21 protein-coding genes and 1 pseudogene are annotated in these 26,293 nt (G+C 63.1%); 13 read left to right on the forward strand and 9 right to left on the reverse strand.

The genetic code is table 11. The annotated features are described in order from the left end of the window. Nucleotides 1–42: 42 nt before the first annotated feature. A pseudogene (locus OKW35_RS42505) lies at nucleotides 43–1,627 on the reverse strand (aldehyde dehydrogenase (NADP(+))). Nucleotides 1,628–1,859: 232 nt separating this feature from the next. Between OKW35_RS42505 and garL the strand changes: the two are divergent. The 4 genes from garL to OKW35_RS42525 all read left to right on the forward strand — a co-directional run bounded on the left by garL (nucleotide 1,860) and on the right by OKW35_RS42525 (nucleotide 5,146). Next, a complete protein-coding gene (gene garL / locus OKW35_RS42510; RefSeq protein ID WP_429555213.1) occupies nucleotides 1,860–2,660 on the forward strand; it encodes a 2-dehydro-3-deoxyglucarate aldolase in 801 nt (266 codons plus the stop codon). Next, nucleotides 2,657–3,586 carry a 2-hydroxy-3-oxopropionate reductase gene (locus tag OKW35_RS42515; RefSeq protein ID WP_260321425.1) on the forward strand — a complete coding sequence of 310 codons (930 nt, stop codon included), beginning with the start codon at nucleotides 2,657–2,659 and terminating at the stop codon, nucleotides 3,584–3,586. Before garL ends, OKW35_RS42515 begins: the two co-directional genes overlap by 4 nt. Before the next feature lie 257 nt (nucleotides 3,587–3,843). Then, nucleotides 3,844–4,698, forward strand: coding sequence for a hypothetical protein (locus OKW35_RS42520; protein WP_429555214.1), 855 nt, complete (start codon nucleotides 3,844–3,846; stop codon nucleotides 4,696–4,698). A gap of 61 nt (nucleotides 4,699–4,759) precedes the next feature. Beyond that, entirely contained in the window at nucleotides 4,760–5,146 is a 387-nt protein-coding gene (locus OKW35_RS42525; protein WP_090806099.1) for a DUF7079 family protein, read from the forward strand. A gap of 315 nt (nucleotides 5,147–5,461) precedes the next feature. Here the strand turns inward: OKW35_RS42525 and OKW35_RS42530 are convergent, their stop codons facing one another. From OKW35_RS42530 to OKW35_RS42540, 3 genes are all read right to left on the reverse strand, one after another. Next, entirely contained in the window at nucleotides 5,462–6,760 is a 1,299-nt protein-coding gene (locus OKW35_RS42530) for an MFS transporter (RefSeq protein WP_429493775.1), read from the reverse strand. A gap of 45 nt (nucleotides 6,761–6,805) precedes the next feature. After that, on the reverse strand, nucleotides 6,806–7,600 hold the full coding sequence (locus OKW35_RS42535; RefSeq protein WP_184067005.1) for an NAD-dependent epimerase/dehydratase family protein: 795 nt from the start codon (nucleotides 7,598–7,600) through the stop codon (nucleotides 6,806–6,808). Nucleotides 7,601–7,959: 359 nt separating this feature from the next. Continuing rightward, the gene (locus OKW35_RS42540) at nucleotides 7,960–8,781 is read right to left on the reverse strand and encodes an alpha/beta fold hydrolase (RefSeq protein ID WP_429555215.1); all 822 of its coding nucleotides are present in this window, start codon (nucleotides 8,779–8,781) and stop codon (nucleotides 7,960–7,962) included. A gap of 624 nt (nucleotides 8,782–9,405) precedes the next feature. Here OKW35_RS42540 and OKW35_RS42545 point away from each other — a divergent pair. The 4 genes from OKW35_RS42545 to OKW35_RS42560 all read left to right on the forward strand — a co-directional run bounded on the left by OKW35_RS42545 (nucleotide 9,406) and on the right by OKW35_RS42560 (nucleotide 13,050). After that, complete coding sequence (locus OKW35_RS42545) at nucleotides 9,406–10,830, forward strand: cytochrome ubiquinol oxidase subunit I (RefSeq protein ID WP_429555216.1); 1,425 nt, start codon at nucleotides 9,406–9,408, stop codon at nucleotides 10,828–10,830. Nucleotides 10,831–10,854: 24 nt separating this feature from the next. Beyond that, the gene (gene cydB, locus OKW35_RS42550; protein WP_184066997.1) at nucleotides 10,855–11,859 is read left to right on the forward strand and encodes a cytochrome d ubiquinol oxidase subunit II; all 1,005 of its coding nucleotides are present in this window, start codon (nucleotides 10,855–10,857) and stop codon (nucleotides 11,857–11,859) included. After that, complete coding sequence (locus tag OKW35_RS42555) at nucleotides 11,834–12,031, forward strand: hypothetical protein (RefSeq protein WP_429555217.1); 198 nt, start codon at nucleotides 11,834–11,836, stop codon at nucleotides 12,029–12,031. Before cydB ends, OKW35_RS42555 begins: the two co-directional genes overlap by 26 nt. A gap of 251 nt (nucleotides 12,032–12,282) precedes the next feature. Beyond that, complete coding sequence (locus OKW35_RS42560; protein WP_184066994.1) at nucleotides 12,283–13,050, forward strand: response regulator transcription factor; 768 nt, start codon at nucleotides 12,283–12,285, stop codon at nucleotides 13,048–13,050. Nucleotides 13,051–13,096: 46 nt separating this feature from the next. Here the strand turns inward: OKW35_RS42560 and OKW35_RS42565 are convergent, their stop codons facing one another. After that, the gene (locus OKW35_RS42565; protein ID WP_429555218.1) at nucleotides 13,097–14,989 is read right to left on the reverse strand and encodes an ATP-binding response regulator; all 1,893 of its coding nucleotides are present in this window, start codon (nucleotides 14,987–14,989) and stop codon (nucleotides 13,097–13,099) included. Between the two features lie 431 nt (nucleotides 14,990–15,420). Here OKW35_RS42565 and OKW35_RS42570 point away from each other — a divergent pair, with 431 nt between their 5' ends. After that, nucleotides 15,421–16,356, forward strand: coding sequence for an integrase arm-type DNA-binding domain-containing protein (locus OKW35_RS42570; RefSeq protein WP_429555253.1), 936 nt, complete (start codon nucleotides 15,421–15,423; stop codon nucleotides 16,354–16,356). After that, nucleotides 16,326–16,559, forward strand: a complete 234-nt coding sequence (locus OKW35_RS42575; RefSeq protein WP_184066977.1) for a hypothetical protein — start codon at nucleotides 16,326–16,328, stop codon at nucleotides 16,557–16,559. Before OKW35_RS42570 ends, OKW35_RS42575 begins: the two co-directional genes overlap by 31 nt. Before the next feature lie 7 nt (nucleotides 16,560–16,566). Here OKW35_RS42575 and OKW35_RS42580 read toward each other — a convergent pair whose 3' ends face one another. After that, entirely contained in the window at nucleotides 16,567–17,184 is a 618-nt protein-coding gene (locus OKW35_RS42580; protein ID WP_429555219.1) for a flagellar biosynthesis sigma factor, read from the reverse strand. Between the two features lie 2 nt (nucleotides 17,185–17,186). Next, nucleotides 17,187–18,200, reverse strand: a complete 1,014-nt coding sequence (locus OKW35_RS42585; protein WP_184066971.1) for a DUF2515 family protein — start codon at nucleotides 18,198–18,200, stop codon at nucleotides 17,187–17,189. 564 nt (nucleotides 18,201–18,764) lie between these two features. Between OKW35_RS42585 and OKW35_RS42590 the strand changes: the two genes are divergently transcribed. The 3 genes from OKW35_RS42590 to OKW35_RS42600 all read left to right on the forward strand — a co-directional run bounded on the left by OKW35_RS42590 (nucleotide 18,765) and on the right by OKW35_RS42600 (nucleotide 23,711). Next, nucleotides 18,765–19,556 (forward strand): hypothetical protein, encoded by a 792-nt coding sequence (locus OKW35_RS42590; protein ID WP_429403257.1) that lies wholly within the window; start codon nucleotides 18,765–18,767, stop codon nucleotides 19,554–19,556. 252 nt (nucleotides 19,557–19,808) lie between these two features. Next, on the forward strand, nucleotides 19,809–23,225 hold the full coding sequence (locus OKW35_RS42595) for an alpha/beta fold hydrolase (RefSeq protein WP_429555220.1): 3,417 nt from the start codon (nucleotides 19,809–19,811) through the stop codon (nucleotides 23,223–23,225). Nucleotides 23,226–23,537: 312 nt separating this feature from the next. Next, the gene (locus OKW35_RS42600; RefSeq protein WP_260321456.1) at nucleotides 23,538–23,711 is read left to right on the forward strand and encodes a hypothetical protein; all 174 of its coding nucleotides are present in this window, start codon (nucleotides 23,538–23,540) and stop codon (nucleotides 23,709–23,711) included. 18 nt (nucleotides 23,712–23,729) lie between these two features. Here OKW35_RS42600 and OKW35_RS42605 read toward each other — a convergent pair whose 3' ends face one another. Together OKW35_RS42605 and OKW35_RS42610 are read right to left on the reverse strand one after the other, a co-directional pair. Further along, nucleotides 23,730–25,160: an FAD-binding oxidoreductase gene (locus OKW35_RS42605; RefSeq protein ID WP_429555221.1), complete on the reverse strand. Its 1,431-nt coding sequence runs from the start codon at nucleotides 25,158–25,160 to the stop codon at nucleotides 23,730–23,732. Nucleotides 25,161–25,171: 11 nt separating this feature from the next. Continuing rightward, nucleotides 25,172–26,146 (reverse strand): isopenicillin N synthase family dioxygenase, encoded by a 975-nt coding sequence (locus OKW35_RS42610; protein WP_187618362.1) that lies wholly within the window; start codon nucleotides 26,144–26,146, stop codon nucleotides 25,172–25,174. Nucleotides 26,147–26,293: the final 147 nt, after the last annotated feature.

The raw sequence follows: 26,293 nt of genomic DNA on the forward strand, positions 1-26,293 counted from the left end.
GACCGGCCCGGGCACGCATCCGTGCAGGACGGCGTCACGCGATTAACCGCGCGTGAGTTCGCCATCGCGACGACGCCACAGTTCCAGCGGATTGCCGTCAGCCAGCGTTTCCGGCAGCAGCTCGGCCGGGAAGTCCTGGTAGCAGACCGGGCGCAGGAAGCGGTCGATCGACGTGGTGCCGACCGAGGTCGCTCGGCTATCCGACGTTGCCGGGAACGGGCCGCCGTGGACCATCGCGTGGCACACTTCGACGCCGGTCGGGAAGCCGTTGACCAGAATCCGGCCGGCCTTGCGCTCGAGAATCGGCACCAGCTTCTTCGCAGCGGCCACGTCGGCGCTGTCCATCTGCAGCGTCGCGGTCAGCTGGCCGGCGAAGTGTTCGGCGACCTTCAGCATTTCCTGCTCGTCCTTGCAGCGGATGATCGTCGACACCGGGCCGAATACTTCGTCTTCGAGCGCCGGGTTCGCGAGGAACGTCTGCGCGTCGGTCACGAACAGCGCCGCGCAAGCCTGGGTCGGGCCGGTCGCGGCGACGCCGCGTGCCACGACTTCGACGCCCTTCGTTGCGGCCAGCTTGCCTTCGCCGTCTTCATACGCGGCGTGAATGCCCGAGGTCAGCATGGTCTGCGCCGGCTTCGCCGCGAGCGCTTCCGATGCCGTCGCGACGAAGCCCTTCAGCGCGTCGCTGTCGATCGCGCATGGCGAGGCCCGGGTTGGTGCAGAACTGGCCCGCGCCGAGCACGAGCGAGTCGACGAAACCGCGCGCGATGCTGTCGCCGCGTGCCGCAAGAGCGTTGGGCAGCAGGAACACCGGGTTGATGCTGCTCATTTCCGCGTACACCGGGATCGGCTCCGGACGCGCCGCCGCGACGCGCATCAGCGAAGTGCCGCCCGCACGCGAACCGGTGAAGCCGACCGCCTTGATGGCCGGGTGCGCAACCAGTGCCTCGCCGACCGAGTTACCCGCGCCGACGATCATCGAGAACACGCCTTCGGGCAGATCCATTTCCTGCGCGACGCGCTGGATCACGCGACCCACCAGCTCCGACGTGCCGAGGTGAGCGCGATGCGCCTTCACGACGACCGGGCAGCCAGCAGCCAGCGCCGCGGCGGTGTCGCCACCCGCTACCGAGAACGCGAGCGGGAAGTTGCTCGCGCCGAACACCGCGACCGGACCGAGCGCGATCTTCTGCATGCGCAGATCCGAGCGCGGCAGCGGCTTGCGCTCCGGCAGCGGCGAATCGAGCGTAGCGTTGAGCCACTGGCCCGCGCGCACGGTCTGCGCGAACAGCTTCAACTGTCCGGTGGTGCGGCCGCGCTCGCCTTCCAGACGCGCCTTCGGCAGTCCCGATTCAGCCTGCGCGCGCTCGATCAGCTCGTCGCCGAGCGCGGTGATGCCGTCAGCGATACGGTCCAGGAACTCGGCGCGCACTGCGAGCGGCAGTTGACGGTAGGCGTCGAACGCCTGTTGCGCGAGCGCGCAGGCCTGCGCGACGTTCTCGACGGTGCCGCTGCCGAACACCGGCTCGGCAATCTCGGAACCCGTGGCAGGATTGAACGCGCGCAGCGGTTTTTCTTCGCCGCGCACGGCTTTGCGACCGATCAGCATTTCGCCGGTAATAGGCATTTTTGACTTTCCTTTAATGAAGGCTAAAGATATAGGTCATCCTACAACATCGCGGGGGCCCTATGCAACCCGAAACGCTTGTCTGACAGGCGCATACGGGTATACTCGCCCATTACAACTGTGCCGTGCGGTGCTAATCTACAGCTGGTCATACGACGACTTATAACTCGCATTTCGCGGTTTAGCATTGTCGCAGCTTTTCCCGATCCATCGCAGTTCGAGGAGACACCGCATGCCCGCCGTAACGCCTTACGAATCCTTGCCAAACCGCTTCCGGCGCGAGGTGCGCGAGGGAAAAACCCAGATCGGCTGCTGGGCGTCGCTCGCCAGCCCGATCGCCACTGAACTGCTGGGCACGGTCGGCTTCGACTGGATGCTGCTGGACGCCGAACACGCGCCCAACGACGTGCTCACGCTGATCCCGCAGTTGATGGCGCTCAAGGACAGCGGCAGCGCACCGGTCGTCCGACCACCGGCCAACGACAGCGTCGTGATCAAACGTTTTCTCGACAGCGGCTTCTCGAACTTCCTCGTGCCCTTCGTCGACAGCGCCGACGACGCCGCCCGCGCGGTCGCGTCGACACGCTATCCGCCGCAGGGCATTCGCGGCGTGTCGGTCGGCCATCGCGGCAATCGCTACGGCACCGTGTCCGACTACTTCGCGATCGCCGACGACAACGTCTGCGTGATCGCGCAGATCGAAAGCCGCAAGGCGGTCGAGAATATCGACAGCATCCTCGCGGTGGACGGCATCGACGCGGTCTTCATCGGTCCGTCCGACCTCGCGGCGTCGTATGGCCACCTCGGCAATGCGAGCCATCCGGACGTGCAGCAGGCGATCGCGCATGTGGTCGCCCGCGCGCAGGCGGCCGGCAAGTCGAGCGGCATTCTCGCGCCGCTGCAGGCCGACGCGGAACGATATCTGTCGATGGGCGCGCGCGTCGTCGCGGTCTGCGCGGATCTCGGGTTGCTCAAGGGCGCCGCGCAGGCGGCACAGAAACACTTCATGCAGAAACCGGCGGGCGAGGCTTGAACGCGGCCGCCACGACATCTTCGGAGCATTCCATGCAAACAGCAGGCTTTATCGGACTCGGCATCATGGGCAAGCCCATGGCCGCCAACCTTCTGAAAAACGGCGTGTCGCTCGCCGCCTTTACGCGTAGCGGCGTGCCCGCCGAGCTCACGCAGGCCGGCGCCGTCGCATGTGAGAACCCCGCCGCGGTCGCCGCCAACGCGGACGTGATCTTCATCATGGTGCCTGACACGCCGGACGTCGAACGCGTGCTGTTCGGCGAGAACGGCCTCGCGAGCGCGCTGCGCGCCGGCCAGACGGTCGTCGACATGAGCTCGATCTCGCCGATGGCGACCCGCGATTTCGCGGCGCGCGTGCGCGAATCCGGTGCCGATTATCTCGACGCGCCGGTGTCCGGTGGCGAAGTCGGCGCGAAGGCCGGCTCGCTGACCATCATGGTCGGGGGCGAACAGGCCACGTTCGACAGCGTGAAGCCCCTGTTCGACATGATGGGCAAGAACGTCACGCTGATCGGCGCGGTCGGCGCGGGCCAGGTGTGCAAGGTCGCCAACCAGGTGATCGTCGCGGCGACCATCGAGGCGGTCGGCGAAGCGCTGCTGCTCGCGTCGAAGGCGGGTGTCGATGCGGCGCGCGTGCGTGAGGCGCTGATGGGCGGCTTCGCATCGTCGCGCATTCTCGAAGTGCACGGCGAGCGCATGACCAGGCGCACGTTCGATCCGGGCTTCCGCATCGAACTGCACCAGAAGGACCTGAACCTCGCGCTGTCGACCGCGCAGGCGCTCGGCGTGTCGCTGCCGAACACCGCCACCTGCCAGGCGCTGTTCAACGCGTGCGTCGCGCACGGCGGCAAGGCGTGGGACCACTCGGCGATGGTGCGCGCGCTCGAAGTGCTCGCGAATCACGAGATCGGTCAGAAGAGCGCGTGATTTGACGTAGGTTCGAAATAGTTGCGATCGGGTTGTCCGTCGGTCTTCAAGTGACTGATGGCCGGCTCGATTGCACTTTGCATTCTTGGGCATCGTACGTAGTTTGCGCGTGATGCCTTCTCCCCCTTCTCCCTCTTCCGGGCCGTAGAGCCTTTCGCCGCCTAACGCGACCCCTTTATCGTGTTTAGCGATGGACTCCCGGCCCCGTGTCTCCTCGGATTGCCGTCTGCTGCCGTGCGTTAGCCAGTGGCTAGCGCATGACCACGAGCGATATGCAGTCAAAAACTCGCAGTTCATCGGATCAATTGGACACAAGAATCATCCATCGCCCATTTCCTGTCCCTGTGGTCGACGTTATTTTGGCGGGGTTCTTGTGGGAGACAACGATGATTTCAACACAACCACAGCCCCTTGACGAAGCCCTGGCGGCGCTACAGGGAACCGCCAGCCAATTTGCCGCCACATGCATCAGAGACGAACGTGTTCGAGCGCAATACCTGCGTGATATTCAAGCCATGAGTGGCAATTTCCAGCAGCGGGTCAGAAGCGGGGGCCTCAGTGTTGCCGAAGCGGCAGAACAAGCTCATGCCATGCGTCAGCAAATCCTCGAATTGACTCGTATGCGCACGAGTCCGACGATCAGGGCATATGTGACGAACCTCAAGAGGACCAGCCCCTCGCTGGCCAGTTTGGCCGAAAAGAACGCGCAGGCACTCTTCAAACGTCCGGTTTCAGCCTTATCCGAGACCGAGCAATCTGCTGTCTGGCTGCGCATCGTCCAAAGTGCCGGCACCGACCGGACTTCGGCCAGTACGCTCGCCCGAAAGCTTGGCACGGTGGGTCGCCGCCTCCTTCTGGTGTCCGTCGCCGTCGGGGTCTATGAAGTCTACAAGGCAGAGAACAAGCCGCGCGAGATCGCCCGCCAAGGCACAATAGCAGCAGCCGGTGCATGGGGTGGATGGGCCGTCAGTACCGGTGCGGTTGCCACCGGCGTGTGTACAGCAACGGCACCTGTCTGCGTGGGCGCGGTGGCGCTCATCGGGGGCATACTTTTCGCCTTCGGCAGTGACATCGTATTCGGTACTGTCTATCAGACGACGATGCGCCGATAAGCTGGCAGTCACTCAAGCACATTAGCAATGCGATGCTCAAGAACGTTCACTGCAGACGCCCATGTTGAAGCCCGATGAAGTCGAACGCCGCCTTCCGGTGTGGGTGGCGCTCTCCGAACTCTTCCTTGATGCGGAATTCGATGAGATTGCCTGCCGGTACGTCGCGGAAAGACTGCGGTGTTCAGGTTTTGGGCTGCAGGAGTTGGAAGACATCCTGCGCGACGAGGTGGCGCCGGCGTTCCTGCCAAATTTCCTCGTGGCCGGCGAATGGAGCGGGTGGAGCCCTGAGGCGGTGCGGGACATCGTCCTGAGTCACCTTGAGAAACAATCCAACCGCCCGCGCCTGCCGGTCATCTTGCGGCGCAGATGGCGACAATGGACGATGGAGCCCGTTGCCAGGGATTGGGAAAAGGTCAAAGCAACGCTGATCTCAGTCTCCGCGAGCTAACTGGGTCAAAGAGCGGACAAGAAGGGCCGTCGATCCGAGCCTGCCAGGAGAACACGCCGATTGCAAACACGACCCGTTTCGAATGCAAGCAACTACAACAATGGGCAGGATTTTGGTCCGGAATTATGGGCTACACGACGGCTTCATTTCTTGACGAATTAAAGAGGCTTCTCAGCGAGTAGTTTGTCGCGATGCTCGCGCCACAACACCAGCATCCAGTCGACCGCCTCAAACCCGCAAATAAAAAAACGGCGCCCACTCATGGGCGCCGCTTCTTTCACCACATCGGCCCACTAAAGCCGACCGCACTTCGCCTTACTTCGCCGTCACCGCACCGGCCGACGCCCACTTCGGCTCCGGCATCTTTTCCGAACTCCTGGCCATCAGGCAGACCACGACCGCGGCAATCAGATCGAACACCGCCAGCACGACGAACAGCGGGCTATAGCCGATCTGCGTGACGAGCACACCGAACAGCGCGGTGAACGCCGCGGCGCCCAGATATCCAGCCATGCCGCCCATGCCCGTCGCGGTCGCGACCTCGTGCCTGCCGAACATGTCCGAGGTGATCGCGTACAGCGCGCCCGACAACGTCTGGTGCGCGAAGCCGCCGACGCACAGCAGCGCCACCGCCATGTACGGGCTCTCGACGAGACCGACGCACGCCGGCCCGATCATCAACAACGCACCGACCACGAACACCATCTTGCGCGACGTGAACAGCGACACCTTCGCGTACTTGTGGAACAGCGGGCTCAGATAACCGCCGAGCACGCAGCCGATGTCGGCGGCGAGGAACGGCATCCACGCGAACATCGCGATTTCCTTCAGGTTCATGTGACGCTCGGTCATCATGTACAACGGAATCCACGCGTTGAACGTTTGCCAGGCCGGCTCGGACAGAATTCGCGGAATACCGATCGCCCAGAAATCGCGGCTCGCCAGCATCGCGCGCCAGTTGCGCTTCGGCGCGTTGATGTCATCGTGATGCTTCGCTTCCTGGCCGCTCAGAATGTAGTCGCGCTCCGCGTTGCCCAGCAGCTTCTGGTTGCGCGGATGCTTGTAGATGATCATCCACAGCACGCTCCATACGATACCCGCCGCGCCGACGATCACGAACGCGAGTTGCCAGCGGCCGTGAAACAGTGCCCACACGACGAGCGGCGGCGCAAGCACCGCGCCAATCGACGAGCCAATGTTGAACCAGCCGATCGCAACCGACCGCTCTTTCGCCGGGAACCACTCGCTGGTTGCCTTCACGCCAGCCGGAATCCCGGCCGATTCGGCGAGACCCAGGATCCCGCGGAACACTGCGAGGCTGCGCCAGCCCGTCGCCCATGCCGCCGCCGCGCACGCCACCGACCACGCCAGCGCGAACACCGCGAAGCCGACCTTGGTGCCGATCGTGTCGAGCACGAAACCGGCGACCGGCTGCATGAACGCATAGCAGAGCTGCCACGCCACGACCACGTGCGAATACTGCTCGGTCGTGATGTTCAGCTCCTTCATCATCGTCGGAGCCGCAACCGACAACGTGTTACGCGCCAGGTAATTGATGATCAGGCCGGCCGCGACCAGCGCGACCATCCACCAGCGAATACCCTTGATCTTCATTGCTGCTACTCCTCGTGTTGCATTGCCCGTCAAGCCGAACGGGACTCAAGCCTTGCGCGAATAGTCGATGCCGACGAAGCTACCGCCCTGGTAGCGCTGGCATAGCTCATCGAGCGGATTCGGGCGCGACAGGATGTCTTGCGCGTAGTCCTCGGCGTTCTGCTTCGGCTCGTAGCCAAGGCGCGCGGCGCCGCTGTTGTCCCACCAGCTGCGCGTATTGGCCGACACGCCCCAGATGGTCAGGAAGCCGACGTCTTCCGCTTCGATGCAGCGCTCGAGGAAATGCATCAGGTCCTTGTGGCCGAACCAGGTGCTCAGATGGCGCTGCTCGGTCGGACGCTCGAGGCAGCTGCCGATCCGCACGCACACGCTTTCGATGCCGTGCTTGTCCCAGTACATGCGCGCGAGCGCTTCGCCCCACACCTTCGACAGGCCGTAGAAGCCGTCCGGGCGCAGTTCGCAGTCGAGGCTCAGATGCTCGGTGACCGGGTACATGCCGATCGCGTGGTTCGAGCTCGCGAACACGATGCGCTTCACGCCGTTGCGGCGCGCGCCTTCGTAGACTTCGACGAGGCCGCGCAGGTTGTTCTCGATAATCTCGGGCAGCGGACGCTCGACGCTCGTGCCGGCGAAATGGATCAGCACGTCCACGCCGTTCAGCAGACGGTCGACCACCGCCGGATCGCGCAGGTCGCCGTTCATCACGTCTTCGCCGTCGACGAGCGGCGTCAGTACTTTGGAGCCCGCGGCCGAGCGCAACGGCACGCCACGCGCGACGAATTCAGCACGTACCACGGAGCCGAGCTGGCCGCCGGCGCCACTCAGGGCAATCTTCTTCATAGGGGTTCCTTTTACTGCGCCGCGCGCGAGGTCTTCAGAGAACAGACAGAGGATCTGAGCGGCCAGCGAAATCGCGCTGCGCGCGTCGCATAACACACTCAAGTTGTACGATAACGTACTATCGACGATGGACAAGCAGATTTCAACTCCGCATTTACCCTTAAATGACTGTGTGGCAGTTTCCTACCTCTTTAAAAAACAAAGGCATAGGAACATCGCGTTCGTGCGACATCGTATAACTTGAAGTGGATTTTTGTTCCAGGAGTGGATTTACCCGACGCCAGCGGGCGCGTGGCGTCCGACGCGAGCGGCGTCCGTATGCCGCCCGCGCCCTCAACGGATCACTTCGTTACGTTCGCTCAGGCGCCGATGAATTCGAGCAGATCGGCATTGACCTTGTCGGCCTCCACCGTGCACATGCCGTGCTGGCCGCCCGGATAAACCTTCAGCGTTGCGTTCTGGACGATCTCCGCGGTGCGTCGGCCGGCTGCGTCGATCGGCACGATCTGGTCGTCGTCGCCGTGCAGCACCAGGGTCGGCACGTCGATCTTCTTCAGATCTTCGGTGTAGTCGACTTCGGAGAACTGCTCGATGCAGTCATATAGCCCCTTGATCGAACCGGCCATGCCCTGGCGCCAGAATGAATCGATCACGCCCTGCGACACCTTCGCGCCCTCCCGGTTGTAGCCGTAGAACGGCACGGCCAGATCCTTGAAGAACTGCGAGCGATCGTCCGCGACGCCCTTGCGGATGCCGTCGAACACGTCGATCGGCAGGCCGAGCGGATTATCGGCGGTCTTCAGCATCAGCGGCGGCACTGCGCCGATCAGCACAGCCTTCGCGACGCGCCCCGTGCCATGCCGGCCGATGCAATGCGCAACTTCGCCACCGCCTGTCGAATGGCCGACCAGCGTCGCGTCCTGCAGATCGAGATGTTCGATCAGCGCGGCGAGATCGTCGGCGTAGGTGTCCATCTCGTTGCCGTCCCACGGCTGCTCCGAGCGGCCGTGACCGCGCCGGTCGTGCGCGATCACGCGAAAGCCCTTGCTGCCGAGAAACAGCATCTGCGCATCCCACGCATCGGCGGTCAGCGGCCAGCCATGCGAAAAAACGACCGGGCGGCCATGGCCCCAGTCCTTGTAGAAAATCGAGGTACCGTCTTTCGTCCTGATCGTGCTCATCTGCTGACTCCTTGTCGATGAAGTCTGCCGTCGCCGGCAGGTGGATGAAGCGCAAGCTGCTCACGAAGTATGCGCGCGACGCATGACAGAACGCCGTGCGAATGCGGCAATGAGTCATGACCTATTGAGAAATTCCGCCGCGAAATAACATCAACACCAAACGAATGGCGAACGGATAATGCGCAACGAATACTGAAGAGAAAAAGCTGAAACGGCCACGCGGCAGCGTGCATCGTAGAAGTAAAAAAATCGCCTGACCAGCACGCCCACCGACGAAGTCGGTTTGGATGGATCGATTGTCGGCTGGCGACAGACACCGCCCGCGACCTTGCCGCGCAAGGCTGCGCGAAACGCATTGCTGCAGCGCGGTCGATTGACGCAGCTCACGCGCCGAGGCACACACGGCCACGTATCAGCCGCCAAAAGAAACTTGATATTCAACAACGGCTTGCCTCATCGATAAGCGTATTTCGCATAAAACAAGGCGGTTTTTTGACGCACATCGCATCGCAACACTTTTTGTTTCGATCCCCTACTCTTGCGCCATCTGCCCAGCGCAGTGCGCACCGACATCGGTCGACGCGCGTAAGTCCGCTCACGCGGGCCATCACGCACAACAGGATCATGAACTCCGCACTATCGGCATTCGATCTCGCGCGCATTCAATTCGCGTTCACCGTTTCTTTTCACATCGTTTTCCCCGCGCTCAGCATCGGTCTCGCCAGTTTCATCGCCGTTCTCGAATGGCGTTGGCTGAAAACCGGCAAGGCCTACTACAAAGATCTTTGTCTGTTCTGGTCGAAGATCTTCGCGGTGGCCTTCGGCATGGGCGTCGTCTCCGGTGTCGTGATGAGCTATCAGTTCGGCACCAACTGGTCGGGCTTCTCGAGTTTCGCCGGACCGATCACCGGTCCGCTGCTGATGTACGAGGTGATGACCGCATTCTTTCTCGAAGCGGGCTTCCTCGGCATCATGCTGTTCGGCTGGCAGCGCGTGAGTCCGCGCGCGCACTTCGGCGCAACGCTGATGGTCGCGATCGGCACGCTGATCTCGACCTTCTGGATTCTCGCGTCCAATAGCTGGATGCAGACGCCGCAGGGCTTCGAAGTCGTCGACGGTCATGTCGTGCCGCTCGACTGGTTCAAGATCATCTTCAATCCGTCGTTCCCCTACCGGCTCGCGCATATGGCGCTCGCGGCGTTCATCGTCGCGGGGCTGGTGGTCGCGGCGGTCGGCGCGTGGCATCTGCTGCGCGGCCGGCGCGATCCCGCCGTCAAGAAGATGTTCTCGATGGCGCTGTGGCTGCTGTTGATCCTCACGCCGATCCAGGCATTCGTCGGCGATCAGCACGGCCTCAATACGCGCAAGTATCAGCCGGCGAAGATCGCGGCGATCGAAGGCTTGTGGGATACCGAAAAAGGCGGTACCGCGCTGAACCTGTTCGGCATCCCCGACATGAAGGCGGAGACCACGCGCTACGCGGTGTCGGTGCCGCACCTCGGCAGCCTGATCCTCACGCATAGCTGGGACGGCGAAATCCGCGGTCTGAAGGAATTTCCGCCTCAGGACCGGCCGGATTCGACCGTCGTGTTCTGGAGCTTCCGCATCATGGCCGGCCTCGGCGTGCAGATGATCGCGATGTCGATCGCGGCCTGGGTGCTGCGCCGGCGCGGGCGCCTGTTCGAAGCGAAGTGGTTCCAGCGGCTGTGCGTCGCGATGGGACCGAGCGGCTTCATCACGCTGCTGGCCGGCTGGGTCACCACCGAAGCGGGCCGTCAACCGTGGGTCGTGTACGGCGTGATGCGCACGTCGCAGGCGGTGTCGCCGCTGACCACGCAGCAGGTCGGTCTGTCGTTGATGACGTTCGTGGCCGTCTACTTCCTCGTGTTCGGCACCGGCATCTACTACATGCTGAAGCTGATGCGCTCCGGTCCCGCGCTGCCTGGCGGCGAGTCGCACGACATGTCCCACGGCCTGCCGCAGCCGACGCCCGCGCAGACCGCGCGCCGCCCGCTGTCCGCCGCCGATCGGATGATCGACGCCGTCTAACCTACGCTTCGAGAGAAAGAAAAAATGGACGTAACCGTCGTATGGGCCGCGATCATCGCGCTTGGCCTTTTCATGTACGTGGTGCTGGACGGCTTCGACCTCGGCATCGGCATCGTCTTTCCGTTCTTCCCCGACGAAAAGGAACGCGACCTGATGATGAACACGGTCGCGCCAGTGTGGGACGGCAACGAAACCTGGCTCGTGCTCGGCGGCGCCGCGCTGTTCGCGGTGTTTCCTGTCGTCTACTCGACCGTGCTGTCGGCGCTCTATCTGCCGCTCGTGTTCATGCTCGTGTGCCTGATCTTTCGCGGCGTGTCGTTCGAGATCCGCGCGAAGTCGCGGCGCACGAAGCATCTGTGGGATCTCGCGTTCATCGGCGGCTCGGCGGGCGCGGCGTTCTTCCAGGGCATCGTGCTCGGCGCGTTCCTGCAAGGCATTCCGGTCGCCGATGGCGCCTATGCCGGCGACGCGTTCGGCTGGCTCACGCCGTTCAGCCTGCTGACGGGCCTCGGACTCGTCGCGACCTACGCGCTGCTCGGCTGCTGCTGGCTCGTCGCGAAGACCGAGGGCGATCTGCAGCGACGGCTGCATCGCGTGGTCTGGCCGCTGACGCTGGTGCTGCTCGGCTTCGTCGCGCTCGTGAGCCTATGGACGCCGCTGATGGACGCGGGCATCGCGCAACGCTGGTTCCATGACGGGATCTTCTACCGTCTGCTGCCGGTGCCGTTCCTCGTCGCGATCTGCGCGTTCTTCATGCATCGCGCGGTGCGCGCGCGCCATCACAACACGCCGTTCGTGCTCGCGCTGGCGATCGTGCTGCTCGGCTATCTCGGGCTGCTCGTGAGTCTGTGGCCGTATGCGATTCCGTCGAGCATCACGCTATGGGAAGCCGCCGCGCCACGCTCGAGCCAGACGTTCACGCTGGCCGGCGCGGCGGTGATCCTGCCGATCATCGTCGCCTATACGACGATGGGTTACTGGGTCTTTCGAGGCAAGGTGCGTCATGGCGACCAACATCACTATCACTGAAACGCGGGGTGCCAGTGCGTCGGCTCCCACCGCCACTGCCGCAACGCCCAGCCGCAAACTGCCGGGCTGGCTCTGGTTCATCGCGCTATGGTGTTTCGGCGTGACCGCAGCGATGTCGCTCGGCTTCGCCTTCAAGCTTCTGATGAGTGCGACGCTGTTCGCGGTCAGATAGCGGCGCGCGAACCCATGTCGATCCGGCGGGCATAACCTTCCGGATCGTGCGCGTCAGCGCTTCAAAAACGGGGCGCGCGGCTCGTCTACGTAGCAAGCCGGAACCTATGCGCGGGAGACCTGCCTTAACATCACGAAGCGCAGCGAACGATGCCGGCAGCCGGCCACGCGCGTCGCAGCTGCGCAGCCTGCAACTGCGGCATGCGCAACGGCGGCAGCCCTCAACGGACAGGCTCGACTCGCGGAGACATCATGAAGTTTCTTGTAGCCGACGACCATGAACTGATCCGGCAAGGCGTCAAAGGCATGCTGCGCGGCTTCGATCCCGACGCCCAGTTCGACGAAGCCGACAGCTGGGAAACCCTTGCGACCGCCGCGCGCCCCGACGCGAATCACGATCTGGCGATCGTCGATCTGCATATGCCGGGCATGAGCGGCGCGACATCGCTCGAAACGCTGCTGAAGGCGAATCCGGCGCTGCCGGTCGTGGTGCTGTCCGCCGAGGAATCGCCCGACGAGATGCGCGCGGTGCTCGCGGCCGGGGCGCTCGGCTTCGTCCCCAAGCGCCAGCCCGCCAGCGTGATGCTGAAGGCGATCGAACTGGTGCTATCCGGCGGTGCCTATGTGCCGATGGAGGCGCTGAGTCTGCTCGGCTCGCGCGAGACGCGGGCGGGCACCGATGCGGATGGATCGGCACGTGTGCCGGCCCCGGGCGCCGCCGCGCAAGCCGTCCGCGGGCCGGGCCCCGGCACCGTCCCGCAGCTCGAACCGGTCACGCAGGTACCGTCGCTGCAGCCGCATCAGCAGCATCTGCTGGAGAACCTGTCACCACGTCAGCAGGACATCATGCGGCTCGTGCATCGCGGCTGGACCAACAAGATGATCGCGCGCGATCTCGGCGTCGCCGAAGGCACGGTGAAGGTGCATCTGTCGGTGATCTTTCGGGCGCTTGGTGTGCATAACCGGTCGACGGCGATCGCCGTAATCAATGGATGGCTGGAGGCCGGGAAGACGTTGTAGCGCTTTGTGCTGCGCCGCAAGCCCAACCCGTCTTGGTTTCCAGCCTCTAAGGCTGCGTTTCGCTTTGCGCGCCTGAGCCCGCTTCGGCTTGCGGCGAGCCGGCCGCGGCGGGCGACGGCGGTGGGTCGTCCGGCGCTCCGCCCCCCAACACCACTGCACCCGCCGGCCGCCCCTGATCGAGCTCCGCCTGCTGCCACAGCATTTCCAGCGTGCGCCGCAAGCGCGCCGGCGTCACCGGCTTGTGCAGCACCGGAATCCCCTGCAACGCGAGCGCCGTCAGCTCCGCCGACGCCATATCGCCGGTGATCAGCAGCGTCACCACATTGCCGTGCCCCTCCCGCGCAAGCACGCCCCGTATCGCGCTCAGCGCCTGCGCGCCGGTGCGGTGATTGGCGAGCTGGTAGTCGCACAGCACCGCGTCGGGCACGAAGCCGTCCGCGAGCGCGGCGAGCGCGCCGGCTTCGTCGCGCGCGCCGCGCACGTCGCAGCCCCAGCGCTCGAGCAGACTCGCGAGGCCTTCGAGTATCGACGGCTCGTCGTCGATGCACAGCACGCGCCGCCCCTGCGCGGCCGGGCCGCCCGCGACCGAATCGTTCAGACTCGCGACGATGCCGCTCGCGTCACCCGCCTGCACCGCAAAGCGGAACACCGAGCCGCGCCCCGGCGCCGAGCGCAGCTGCAACTCGCCGCCGAGCAGGCCGACGAGCCGCCTGACGGTCGGCAGCCCGAGCCCATGCCCCTGACGCGCGTCGCGCTGCGGATTCTCGACCTGGTAAAACTCCTCGAAAATGCGCTCGTGCTCTTGCGGCGCCATGCCGACGCCCGAATCGCGCACCTCGATATAGCCGCCCTTCTGTCGCCCCGCGCGCCGGAAGCCGAGCCAGATCGCGCCTTGCTCCGTATAACGCACCGCGTTCGACAGCAGATTGCTCAACACGCGTTCGAGCAGCACCGGATCGTCGTAGACGACCATCGTCGTAGGCGCGATGCGCAGCGCGAGCCCCTTCGCCGCGGCCTGCGGACGATACTGGCTACCGACCCGGTCGAACAGCTCGGAGAGCCGGAAGTGCAACCGGATCACCTGGGTCACGCCGCTTTCGAGCCGCGCGAGATCGAGCACCTGGTTGAACAGCTGATTGAGCGCCTCGACGTTATAGACGATGTGCCCGGCCGTCTTCGCGTGCTGCGCGGGCGTCGCCGCCGGATCGTTCAGAGATGCCGCAAGCAGGCCGATTGCATGCAGCGGCTGACGCAGATCGTGGCTTGCCGCCGCGAAAAAGCGCGTCTTCGCGAGACTCGCTTCTTCGGCGACGCGCTTTTGCGCGGCCAGCGATTCCGCGAGGTATTGCTGATCGACACGCGCCTGCACGACCTGGCGAAACAGCTTGCGATAGCTCATCGCGTAGACGTTGATCGCGCAGAAGAAGAACGCGAGCACGATCGCGAGAATCGTGCGATCGAACGTATGCGAGCCGAAATGCAGCACGATCGACGGCAGCAGCAGAAACGGAATCGAGGTCGAAAAATTGAGGAGATCGAACCCATTCGACATGAACACGCCGGCCGCGAGCGTCACCAGCAGTACGGTATGCAATAACGGCAGATCGGTTTGCGGACTCTGGAACGCGAACCACACCGCGAAGCCCGGCCCGCTATAGAGGAGCACGCCGCGCAGCGCGTGCAGATAGATCCAGTCGCGCGGCGAGACGAGCTGCGGATAACGGCGATTGCAAATCCACAGCGCCAGGCCCGCGCAATTGGCGAGCGCATAAAAAACGAAGCACGCGATAAACAGCGGCGGGGCCGGCACATGCGGCCAGTAGATCGCCACCAGCACCGCGATCGAAAACCAGTGCGAAAAGAACGCGATCGGATCCTGCGCGTAGAGCACGCGCACGAGGTCTTCGTCGATGGCACGCTGGATCGGGTCGGCCCGCATGGGGCGGTCTCCTCTGTCGATCGGCGTGAGCGCTTTAGCGCTTACGCCGATCCCACGCAGCTTTATCGCGCGGGCATGGCAACTTCGTTGAGACGAAACACTGACGAAGCGGCGGCGCTCTGGCACTTCGTGGCAACCGCGGGTTGAATCGGGCGACCGAATGCGCCGCCCGCGCGGTCTATTCTACGGCGAATGCGCGCTCTTCAGACGAATCGTCAGCAATCCACCGGAAGGTTTACCCGGCAGTTTACCATCGCGAGTTTTTATGTCGCGTCGCACCAATTTTAAAGACACTAAGCTGTTGATTAAAAACAAATAACATGTTTACCGTTTTACTCCTGCCTTCTATACACTGCCCCGACATAACGGTTCGCTGTGGGGGAATGCTGTGGGGGAATTGACCGAAAAATCTACTGGCCGTACTCACGCCGATAGACCAAGGACGCGTCCTCCGGGATGGCAATGGAGTCGCAGGAAAGGTTCACGTGTCCGCAACCGGCGCGATTAGTGTGCACTTCCGCTATCGCTATCGGTTCGACGGGCAACAGAAGGAAGTGGCGCTGGGTGCCTGGCCCCGTGACACATTGAACGCCATTCGCGAAAAACATCAAGCCATCAAGGTTCGTGTCTCACTTGGCGCTGATCCCAACGGCCAAAAACAAGCAGTACGCCAGCAGATCACGCTCGAGCGGGCATTGGAAAAACGGCTGCTTGCAGAGCATACGGCCCGCGTCGAACAGGAACAGATTACGAGGTCCACCTTCCGCCAGCTCTGCGACGCATGGCTGGAACACGGGGTCAACCGGAAATGCAAGAAGCGGCTCAAGCTCACGTTCGAGAAAAACATCCTGCCGTCACTCGGGGAGAAACGTGTACACGACGTAAGTGATTCGATCCTCCTTGAAGTGCTGCAAGCGATCATCTCATCGGGTCGTAAGCCGACCGCACTCGCTCACTTTGGCGAGCTGCACCACATGTTCAAATGGGGCAAGCGCGGCAAGCCGTGGCGTGACCTCATCGATGTGCTGCCTACCGAACTGATCGATCTGGACCGCCTGTTCGGCAAGGGGTACGTCTCCTTGCGGACACGGACCCTCTCCGAAGACGAAGTGCGTGACCTCAATTTGAAGGTCGCGGCAACCCGTGAGACTCCCGACCGGGAAACGTGGGGTCGCGTGCGGCACACTCCGCTGGGCGAGGACACTGAGGCTGCAATATGGATCTATCGACGCGCAAGCGGAACATGGATCGCAAACCATCTCCACTGTGGGATTCGCTCGTACTCTCCGGGGGTGGCTGGACACCTCACGATCTGCGACGCACCGGCGCAACTTTCATGCAATCGCTCGGCATCTCCCCTGTCGTGATCGAGCGGTGTCTAAACCACGTCGCGCCACAGCGGGATCGACAGGAGGTCAATCCGAAACTGGTGCGCGTCTACCAGCAGTACGGCTACGCCAACGAAATGTGCGATGCCTGGCAACGCCTGGGGCACTACCTCGGCACACTACTGTCAACGCCTGTTGATAGCTTCGACGTCGAAACGCTGCTACTCGATCACACCCTGTGATTTCTGGTTACCGATTGGCTTCCAGCCAAGGCGAAGCGACATCCAAGGTAATCAGGTAACGCTCTAAGTCCGGATGAGAATCTGTCCGGAAACAACGGACGTTCAGGCCAAGCTGATATTTGTCGCCCGCCTGCCAATAGCCAGTAGGGGCCGCGCATCCGCGTATCTTAGCTCGCACAGTCGGCGTGTCCTCAAGGGGCGGGGAGTCTTCAACCAGAATCTGCCGCCAGCCGCCTCGACGAAGCTGCTCCTGCAAGTCCAAGACAATCGCCATCGTCTCGTCGAGCGGCAAGATCGTGACCTGTGGTGACATCCGAACGGAATCGACCTTACCGTGCTCGTCGTAGCTCACAGCCATGAACTTTGCAACAGGGGTCGAGAACCCGTACTGAGGATCGGTAAAACGCAGCCTAGCCGGACGGTTGATTACGCCGCCCCAATTCGCGGCCGGCTCGGCGGCCGGCAGGGTCGAGCGCGATTGCTGGCGCACCTGTTCGTAAGGCTCCCCGATCGTCAGTAGAACTTCATCAGCAGGTCTAGTCACCGCGTAGATACCCCCTACGATAGTGCAGCCAATCACCAAGCACCCCAGATACACGAGCCGTCTGATTTTTTTACGCGACATAGCTATCTCGGATGCGCAGCTAGAAAGATGGAATTCTCGACCATGTGCTTCTCTGTCGGGTTGCGCAATAGGTCGTCAAACCGCTGGGCTGCGCGCATTACGAACGCCATCCGCTGACCAGGATCGGCAAGGTTGGCGAGCGGCTGCTTACTGAAAATTTCAATTTGGGCGTTCGCTCCCGTTACAGTGCACTGGTTCGCAAGCGTCAACTGAATCTCGCGTGCCGAGCTAGTCGGAATGTTTAACGCCCATGCGAACTGATTAGCCCGCATCAGCATCGCAAACATCGGATCGTTGTACATAGCCGGCTGCAAGATATTGACCTGTTCATGCCATGCCAGCCGTTCAACACCTTTCGTGATGTTACCGGCATCAATTGCCTCAAAGCCCTGAACGGTTTCAAGTTGCGGCTCGCCGAAAGGCACTTTATCCGCAATCGGCCATACGACCGAGCCACGCAGCGCCGCGCGCTCCTTGAGACACCGCTTGAACCGCTGGAGCCCAAATCGTTTATAGAACATGTGCAGCGGCCAGATGTCGAGGAACAAGGCCGTATTGCCCTTGGCGAGCATCTGATACACCTTGGTCGCGCCTTCGCCGGTTGCCTGATCCGGCACAGGCATGCGCGGCGATCCATATGGCGACAGCCTTTCCAGAGGCGAGCTTTGCCGTTCCCATTGTTGATAGGCGTTGCGCTGCTGATTGGACTTGTGAATCAACTCGGCAGCGTTCAACAACCCGCAACCTACCTGCTTCGACGCGAACGCAGCAAGCCCGGCCCACTGGAAGCGATGATCATCAAGCCACGACTGTGCATAGGCGGCGTTGATACGGCGGTTGCGTGCAATCGGATCGTCTACGGCAACGATGGCTTCGGCCTGCTTCTGATAGAAGCGCCAGCAGTCGATACAGTCCTGCTTGTCATCTTCCGCTCGCTTTTTTGCGGCGGCCTCTTCCTCCTTCCAGTTGGGGTAACAGATCGGACATCTCGGGTTTTCACATCCCTGTCTAGCCATGCTCGCCAGCCTTTCCTTTTGTTATTTGAGTCGTACAACGAACATTCATGCGAATACCCTACAACAAGTTACTTGTCTACAAGACCGGTTCGACTTAACAAAAAATCACAATTAAGTTGTCAGTGACGGCAGTCAGGGCAGTCATCCCAATCCTCGCCGTGAGAACAGGTTTCCGGTTGCATGGCAAGCAATCCCCGGATTCTGTACACGATCCGGTTTGGCTCGTATTCGTTCATCGTGCTCGCGTAACACACAACCGCGTCGAGATGCGGCTCGATGGCGCGCAGCAGTTCCAGCGCTATTTACTGAGAAATTCAGGTTCTTCGCCTGACTAGCTATCGCCGTAAGCGCCTGATGTCCAAGGGTTTTCTGCGCGCGCTTAAAAATCAGGCTGGTTTACCCGGCGGTTTACCCATCGGCTAACACTTAATCCATATAGGCGACGGCCTTGCCGCGAACCATACTGCATTCACGTTTCAGCGCGGCATTTCAGCCACCTTCCCTCGACTCGCGGCCCACGCGCCGCGGCTCGCCGCGCTCCCTGCCAACCGACGGAGGTTTTCCATGGGCGCAGTCCCGAGCTACGAGTTCGCCCGCCAACTCGACGACGCGATCCTCCCCGATCTGTGGCGCAGGCGCACCCGGCTCTCAGCGGACGAAATGGTGTCGATGGTCGACCTGGTCAAGCGCGCGTTGCGGACCTACCACCCGCTCGAATTGCAGGCGCTCGGCGAGGACAAGGAAGAACTGGTCGCTCAGTTCATCTACGCGAAGGTGTTGCGCCTCGCGCCCGGCCACACCGAAACTAACGCGCGCGCCGACAGCGCACCGTCCAACAGCTACGCGGTATGCGCGTATTTCCGCCGCTATCTGATCGACTGCCTGCGCAGCGCGTGCCATCAGCGCAATGTGTCGATGGAGACCGAGGGCGTCGCGCAGGAAATCGATCTGCACGCGCACGCGCTCGAAGACCCGGTGGAAAGCGTGCTGCTGCAATACGGCCTCGACGAACAGCGCGTGCGGCGCGCGGCGCGCGAGTTCATCGAAGGGCTCGACGAACCCGAGCGGATCGTGCTGGCCGGCAGCCTCGGCTGGTGCTCCGAAGGCAAAGGCGGGCTTTCGGCGGTCGCGGCTCGGCATCGGGTGCCCTCTTATCACTATCGCGCCGTCAAACTCGGCGTCACCATGAAAAAGACGGCCGGCGCCGAGGAATTTTCCAACACCAAGCTCGGCCGCTGGCTCACCGACGCGCTCGGCATCGAGATCGACGTCGACAATCGCGCGGCGATTCTGGTTGCGCTGAATCTGCTCGCGGCGGAATCGAGCGATAGCGAATTCAATGAAGTGGCCGCGTAATAGTTCGGATAACCAACAGGCCACATAAGAAGCGCGATAAGTGCGCATGCCCGTACGGCCGGGTACACCCGGCAACGGCCGGCCGGTCGTGCCGCCCTGAACCTCGCACGCTACGACTTCGGCGCGCCCTCCACGGCGCGCTTTTTTTTGCGCCGATATTCCGCCTACGATAAAAAAGCTCCCGCAGCACGCCGTCTTTGTTCCGAAGTCGAGCTTCCGTTCCCGCATCCGATTACAGACGAGGTGGTCCTGATGAACCGCTTATCGAGCGCGCCGACGGCGCTGCAACGGCATTACGAGGTGGTCGTGATCGGCTCGGGCTACGGCGGCGCGATCGCCGCGAGCCGCATGGCGCGCGCGGGCCGTCGCGTGTGCGTGCTCGAGCGCGGCCGCGAATTCATGGCCGGCGAGTATCCGCGCACGCCCGTGCAGGGCGCCGAGCAGATCCAGTACAACACGGCCGAGGCGCAGATCGGTTCGCCGCTCGCGCTGATCGAAGTGCACGTGAACGAAGACGTCAACGCGGTGGTGGGCTGTGGGCTCGGCGGGACGTCGCTGATCAATGCGAACGTCGCGCTCGAGGCCGATCCGCGCCTGTGGGACGACCCGCGCTGGCCGGCCGCGCTGCGCGCCGACCAAGCCGGACGCGACGACGGCTATGCGCTCGCCTGGAAAATGCTGTCACCGTCGCCGGTGCCCGACGACTTCCCGCCGCTGCCGAAGCTGCAGGCGCTCGAAAAATCGGCGCAGGCGCTCGGCATGGCCGACCGCTTCAGCCGTCCGCCGATCACGGTCACGTTCAAGGACGGCCCGAACGCGGCGGGCGTCGAGCAGCAGCGCTGCGTCGGTTGCGGCGATTGCAACTCCGGTTGCAACTACGACGCGAAGAATTCGACCCACATGAACTATCTGCCGGACGCGGTCGCCCACGGCGCGCAGATTTTCACCGGCACGGCCGTGCATTCGGTGCTGCGCGATCCCGACACGCAGCAATGGAAGGTCAACTTCCAGCTCGTGAAGCTCGGCCGCGAAAGCTACGACGCGCCCGATCTGTTCGTGCTGGCCGATATCGTCATCGTCGCGGCGGGCACGATCGGCTCGACTGCGCTGCTGCTGCGCTCGCGCGACGCGGGCTTGAGCACGTCGGAGATGCTCGGCCAGCATTTCACCGGCAACGGTGACGTGCTCGCCTTCGCGTACAACACCGGGGACACGATCAACGGCGTCGGCTGGGGCGAGCACAAGCCGGGGCAGATTCCGCCGGTCGGGCCGACCATCACCGGCCTGATCGACAATCGCGCCGACGAGAAAAACGTCAAGGACGGCTATGTGATCGAGGAAGGCTCGCTGGCCGGTGCGGTCGGCGAGGCGCTCGTCGGCATGCTCGGCGCGCTCGCGCCGCTGGAAGGCGTGGATGCGGCTGGGGCCCCGTCGCTGCTCGAGCGCATGAGTTATGACGCGCGTGCGCTCGAAAGCCTGATCCGCGGCCCGTACCACGGTGCGCTGAATCACACGCAAAGCTACCTCGTGATGGCGCACGACGACGAAAGCGGCCGCATCACGGTCGGCGACAAAGGCCGTGCGCGCATCGAATGGAAAAACGCGGGACGCCAGCCGATCTTCCAGAGCATCGAGAACGTGCTGATCGAGGCGACCAAACCGCTCGGCGGCAAATATCTGCGCAACCCGATTTCGACGAAGATCGCCGGCCGGCACACCGTCACCGTGCATCCGCTCGGCGGCTGCGGCATGGGCGAGGACGCCGCGCATGGGGTGGTCGATCATCTGGGCCGCGTGTTCAGCGGCACGGTCGGCATCGCGGTGCACGACGGCCTCTACGTGATGGACGGCGCGGTGATGCCGATGTCGCTCGGCGTCAATCCGCTCCTGACCATCTCCGCGCTCGCAGAGCGCAATTGCGCGCTGCTGGCCAAAGCGCACGACTGGTCGATCGACTACATGTCGAAGGGCACCGCCGCCGCGCCGCCCGCACAGAAGATCGGCCTGCGCTTCACCGAGACGATGGTCGGCACCTACACGCCCAGCGTGGCGGGCGAAGCCGCGAAGAGCCCGATCGAATTCACGCTGACGGTCGAGTCCGACGATCTCGCCGACATGCTGAGCAACCCGAATCACCTCGCGCGCACCGCCGGCACACTGACCTGCCCCGCCCTGTCCGCCCAACCGCTGACGATCAGCGACGGCACCTTCAACCTGTTCGTCGTCGACGAATCCGACCTCGACGAACGCAACATGAACTACCGGATGACGCTCGACGCGGTCGAAGGCAACACCTGGTATCTGACCGGCAAGAAGATCATCACGCGCACGTCGCCGATCAACCTGTGGGAGCAGACCAACACGCTGTATGCGGAGATTCGCGCCGCGGCGCAGGACGATGCGCCCGTCGTCGGCACCGCGACGCTGATCATCACGCCCGAAAACTTCCTGAAGCAGCAGCGCACGCTCGAAGTCACACACGCGCCCGACCTGAAGACGCGCCTCGAATGGACGCTGAAGTTCGGCAAGTTCTTCGCGGGCGTGCTGTTCACCGAATACGGCGGCGTGGCCGCGCCGCTGCAGTTCTACGATCCATACACGCCCCCGCGCGCGAAACGCACGCTGCGCGCGCCGGCGCCGCAGGTCACGTATTTCGACACACCCGACCGCACGCGGCTCAAGCTCACGCGCTACTGCGATCCGGCCGCGGGCAAAGCCGCGAAGCCGATCCTGCTGATCCACGGCTCGGGCGTATCGAGCCGCATCTTCTCGACCGATCTGATACCGACCAACCTCGTCGAATATCTGTACGCGTCGGGCTACGACGTGTGGCTCGTCGATCTGCGCGTCAGCATCGAACTGCCGAGCGTGCTCGTGCCGACCAACGTCGACAAAGTCGCGCGCGAGGACATTCCCGCCGCCGTCGCGAAGATTCGCGAAGTGACCGGCGCGCCGAACATTCAGGTACTCGGCCACTGCCTGGGCGGCCTCGCGCTCAGCATGTCGCTTCTCCATGGACTCGACGGCGTGCGCTCGGCGGTGATTTCGCAGGTGTCCGCGCATCCGGTGCCGGGCACGTTGCAACGGATCAAGGCCGGCTTGCATATTCCCGACCTGATGCAGCATCTGCGCATACGCGACCTCACCGCCTATACGCAGGAAGATTCGTGGCCCGCGAACCTGTTCGACGAAGCGCTGCGTCTCTATCCGCTCGATCACGGCGAGGGCTGCGGCAATCCGATCTGTCATCGCGCGACGTTCCTGTATGGCCTGCTCTACGAGCACGACAAGCTGAACGAGGCGCTGCATGCGAACCTGCAGGAACTGTTCGGCATTCACGACATGGCCGTGTTCCAGCATCTGGCCACGATGGTGCGCGCGGGCCAGGTCGTCGATGCGCGCGGCGACGACGTGTATCTGACCGGCGCGGACGGCATGAAAGGACTCGAGGGCATGCGTTTGCCGATCGGCTTCATTCACGGCGAGAAGAACGAAACCTATCTGCCGGTCAGCACCGCGCGCACTTACGAGCTGCTGCGCAAGCGCTTCCCCGAGCAGCCGTACGAGCGGCATCTGATCCCGGGGTATGGGCATATCGACTGCATCTTCGGCAAGAACGCGGCGGTCGATGTTTATCCGTTGATCGTCGGCTATCTGAATGCGCATTGACACGGTTGCATTGCCGATGCGCCACGCATTCGGACAATAAAGCCAGGCATAAAACAAGAGATTTTGATAGAAGCCGGCGTGTCGCAATATTGCGTGGATTCGTTCGACCATTATCTCAAAATCACGAGGCGCGATTAATACGTTAGTATCGACCCTCTCGTAAAGCCGAGGCGCAAAGTTCAGGGCTACACGCTTACGGATGGATCGAGGTAACGACAATTGGCGACACTTGCCCGTAGACTTTGCAAGCTGTTTCTTTTTTTGGCTTTGTTTTTGTTATCGGTGCGGTATGTCCACACGTACCCATCACCCATGACGCTGGAGCAGCAGCAAATATTGATCGAAATCTCCGATAAGCTCGAAGTGGCCGATTATGAACTGCTTTACATCGGCGCAATGACGGCCATAGATCTGATTGTGGCGATCGTTCTTTATGTGCTGATCGTGAAAATATGGCGGACTTGCACGCGAGGCAGAAGTCGTTGATTTGCTTCTCATCGAAACTCAGAACAGCTTGCCCGGATTCAAAATGCCGTTCGGATCGAGCGCACGCTTGATCGCGACCATCGCGGCAAGCTCGGCCGGTGAGCGCGAAATCGGCAGGAACTCGCGCTTCAGCGAGCCGATGCCATGTTCCGCCGACACCGACCCGCGCAACGGCCTCAGCATCTCGTAGACGAACGCATAGACCGCGTGATGATCGACGCCCGGAATCGAATGACCATCCACGGTCAGATGCAGATTCGAATCACCGATATGCCCGAAGAAATACGCTTCGTTGCCGGGCCAGCGCTGATCGAGCGCCGCGCGGCAACGGTCGACGAACGTGCCGATCTCGCCGATCGGCAGACTCACGTCGAAGTTGATCGGATCGAGCTTGAGCGGAAACTCCGCGGTGCACTCGCGGATCGCCCATAGCGCGCGCGCATCGGCGACCGATTGCGCGATCACCGCGTCGCGCAGCGCGCCCGCTTGCAGCGCATCGGTCAGCGCCTGGGCGAAACGTTCGCCAGCGTCGTCGGCATCGAAGCCCGCGTGTTCGATCAGCGCATAGAGCGGATGCGCGGCGTCGAACGGCGAGCGCGCGCCGGTCAGCTTCACGCCGAAATCGTAGAAGTCCGGCCACATGATCTCGAACGCGCCGATGTCGTTGCCGAAGCGCGTCGCGAGACGGCGCAACAGGCTCACCGCGGCATCGTAATCGTCGAGCGCGACGAGCGCCGTATGGCGCGCCGCACGTCGCGGATGCAGCCGCAGCACCGCGCGCGTGATCACGCCGAGCGTGCCCTCCGAACCGATGAACCAGTGCTTCAGGTCATAGCCGGTGTTGTTCTTGACCATCTTGCCGAGCGAACTGAGCACGTCGCCATTGGCGAGTACCACTTCGAGCCCGAGCACCTGGTCGCGCGCGGTGCCGGACTGGATCACGCGATTGCCGCCCGCGTTGGTCGCGAGATTGCCGCCGATCTGGCATGAGCCGCGCGCGCCGAGGTCGAGCGCGAGTTCGAAGCCCGCTGCTTCGGCGGCTTCCTGCGCGGCCTGTAACGTGGTGCCGGCACGTACGGTCAGCGTGGCCGACGCGGTGTCGAGTTCTTCGACGCCGGCCAGACGTTCCAGCGACAACGCAATATCGTTGGCGCGCGCGATCGCGCCGCCCGCGAGTCCGGTCATACCGCCTTGCGGTACCACCGGCTGATGCGCGGCGTGGCAGATCGCGAGCGCACGCGATACTTCGTCGGTCGTGCGCGGCATCAGCAGCGCCGCCGGACGCGTCGGCTCGTGGCGCGTCCAGTCCGTCAGCGCGCGTTCGCCGATCTGTTCGCCGACGCGCACCGCGTCGACGCCGAGCACGGCGCGCAAGGCCTCGAGCGTCGTCGCGAGCGGTGCGGTTGCGGTCTGGGTCGTCTTGTCGTCGGTGATGCTCGGTTCTGTCATGCAGGTGGTCCTTACTGTGCGGTAGCGGCGAGTTTCTTGCGGTAGCCCATCGAATCGTTGATGCGGCCGAGGATATAGTCGCCCGCGGCGACCGGCTGATATTTGCTTTGCGCGTCGCTCGCGCCGAGCTCGCGCGGATCAACGAGCGCGCCGTAGGTCGGATCGTAGAACGTCGCGATCGAATAGCGCTCGCGCCCCGATGCATTGATCACGCGATGCAGCGTCGAGCGGAAGCGGTCGTTGGTCCAGCGCGCGAGCAGATCGCCGACGTTCACGACGAAGCTGCCTTCGACGGGCGGCGCCTCGACCCACGTATCGTTGGCGATTTCGCGCACCTGCAGGCCGCCGACCTGATCCTGCCACAGCAATGTGATGCAGCCGTAGTCGGTGTGCGGCGCGACGCCGAACTGATCTTCGTCGGACTGCTGCGGCTGCGGCGGGTAGTAGACCATTTGCGTGCGCTGCATGCGCTTCGTGTAGCGCGGCGCGAAGAAATTTTCTTCGATGCCGAGACTCACCGCGACCGCGCGCAGCAGATCGGCCCCGCACGCGCCGACCGCCTCGTAATAGTCATACAGCACCGGCCGCAAGCCGGGCATGAAGTCCGGCCAATTGTTCGGCCCGCGTAGTGCCTGGCCCGCCAGCACGTCGGGATCGTCTTCCGGCAGTTCGAGGCCGATGCTGAAGAACTCCTTGTAATCGGGCCGCTTCGCCTGATACATCGTCGCGTCGCCAAGCGCATTGAAGCCGCGATGCCGATGATTGACCGCCGCGCGTCGTTTCGTGTCGACCGGAAACGCGAAGAAAGTGCGCGCGGCCTGCGCGGCGGCATCGATCTTCGCTTGCGGCACGCCGTGATTGACGATGTAGAAAAAACCGATCGTCGTACAGGCTTCATGAATTTCCTTCGCGACGCGTCGGAGCGCCTGCTGATCGCCCGCGCGCACGCCGGCGACATCGATGATCGGAATGCGGGTCACGGGCATCGCGCGGCTCCTTCGAGGATCGGTATTGCAGTGGTATATACCGCCAAAAGCAGCGCCGCAAGTTGCTTCGCACACGTCGATATCAGGGCTTTTCTCTACTCAAGCGAGCATTTATTTTTCGCCGGAAACGCGGTATATACTGCCCAG

The sequence above is a fragment of the Paraburkholderia sp. MM5477-R1 genome, assembly GCF_050436385.1.
Classification (GTDB): Bacteria; Pseudomonadota; Gammaproteobacteria; order Burkholderiales; family Burkholderiaceae; genus Paraburkholderia; species Paraburkholderia tuberum.

Excerpts from the sequence above, each read along its gene's own strand:
- OKW35_RS42565 (WP_429555218.1), bottom strand. The coding sequence starts at position 14,989 with ATGCGGGCCGACCCGATCCAGCGTGCCATCGACGAAGACCTCGTGCGC.
- OKW35_RS42520 (WP_429555214.1), top strand. The coding sequence starts at position 3,844 with ATGACCACGAGCGATATGCAGTCAAAAACTCGCAGTTCATCGGATCAA.
- OKW35_RS42600 (WP_260321456.1), top strand. The coding sequence starts at position 23,538 with ATGACGCTGGAGCAGCAGCAAATATTGATCGAAATCTCCGATAAGCTC.
- OKW35_RS42605 (WP_429555221.1), bottom strand. The coding sequence starts at position 25,160 with ATGACAGAACCGAGCATCACCGACGACAAGACGACCCAGACCGCAACC.
- OKW35_RS42590 (WP_429403257.1), top strand. The coding sequence starts at position 18,765 with ATGGGCGCAGTCCCGAGCTACGAGTTCGCCCGCCAACTCGACGACGCG.
- OKW35_RS42610 (WP_187618362.1), bottom strand. The coding sequence starts at position 26,146 with ATGCCCGTGACCCGCATTCCGATCATCGATGTCGCCGGCGTGCGCGCG.
- OKW35_RS42575 (WP_184066977.1), top strand. The coding sequence starts at position 16,326 with ATGCAATCGCTCGGCATCTCCCCTGTCGTGATCGAGCGGTGTCTAAAC.
- garL (WP_429555213.1), top strand. The coding sequence starts at position 1,860 with ATGCCCGCCGTAACGCCTTACGAATCCTTGCCAAACCGCTTCCGGCGC.
- OKW35_RS42585 (WP_184066971.1), bottom strand. The coding sequence starts at position 18,200 with ATGGCTAGACAGGGATGTGAAAACCCGAGATGTCCGATCTGTTACCCC.
- OKW35_RS42555 (WP_429555217.1), top strand. The coding sequence starts at position 11,834 with ATGGCGACCAACATCACTATCACTGAAACGCGGGGTGCCAGTGCGTCG.
- OKW35_RS42595 (WP_429555220.1), top strand. The coding sequence starts at position 19,809 with ATGAACCGCTTATCGAGCGCGCCGACGGCGCTGCAACGGCATTACGAG.
- OKW35_RS42530 (WP_429493775.1), bottom strand. The coding sequence starts at position 6,760 with ATGAAGATCAAGGGTATTCGCTGGTGGATGGTCGCGCTGGTCGCGGCC.
- OKW35_RS42525 (WP_090806099.1), top strand. The coding sequence starts at position 4,760 with ATGTTGAAGCCCGATGAAGTCGAACGCCGCCTTCCGGTGTGGGTGGCG.
- cydB (WP_184066997.1), top strand. The coding sequence starts at position 10,855 with ATGGACGTAACCGTCGTATGGGCCGCGATCATCGCGCTTGGCCTTTTC.
- OKW35_RS42540 (WP_429555215.1), bottom strand. The coding sequence starts at position 8,781 with ATGAGCACGATCAGGACGAAAGACGGTACCTCGATTTTCTACAAGGAC.
- OKW35_RS42560 (WP_184066994.1), top strand. The coding sequence starts at position 12,283 with ATGAAGTTTCTTGTAGCCGACGACCATGAACTGATCCGGCAAGGCGTC.
- OKW35_RS42580 (WP_429555219.1), bottom strand. The coding sequence starts at position 17,184 with ATGTCGCGTAAAAAAATCAGACGGCTCGTGTATCTGGGGTGCTTGGTG.
- OKW35_RS42535 (WP_184067005.1), bottom strand. The coding sequence starts at position 7,600 with ATGAAGAAGATTGCCCTGAGTGGCGCCGGCGGCCAGCTCGGCTCCGTG.
- OKW35_RS42545 (WP_429555216.1), top strand. The coding sequence starts at position 9,406 with ATGAACTCCGCACTATCGGCATTCGATCTCGCGCGCATTCAATTCGCG.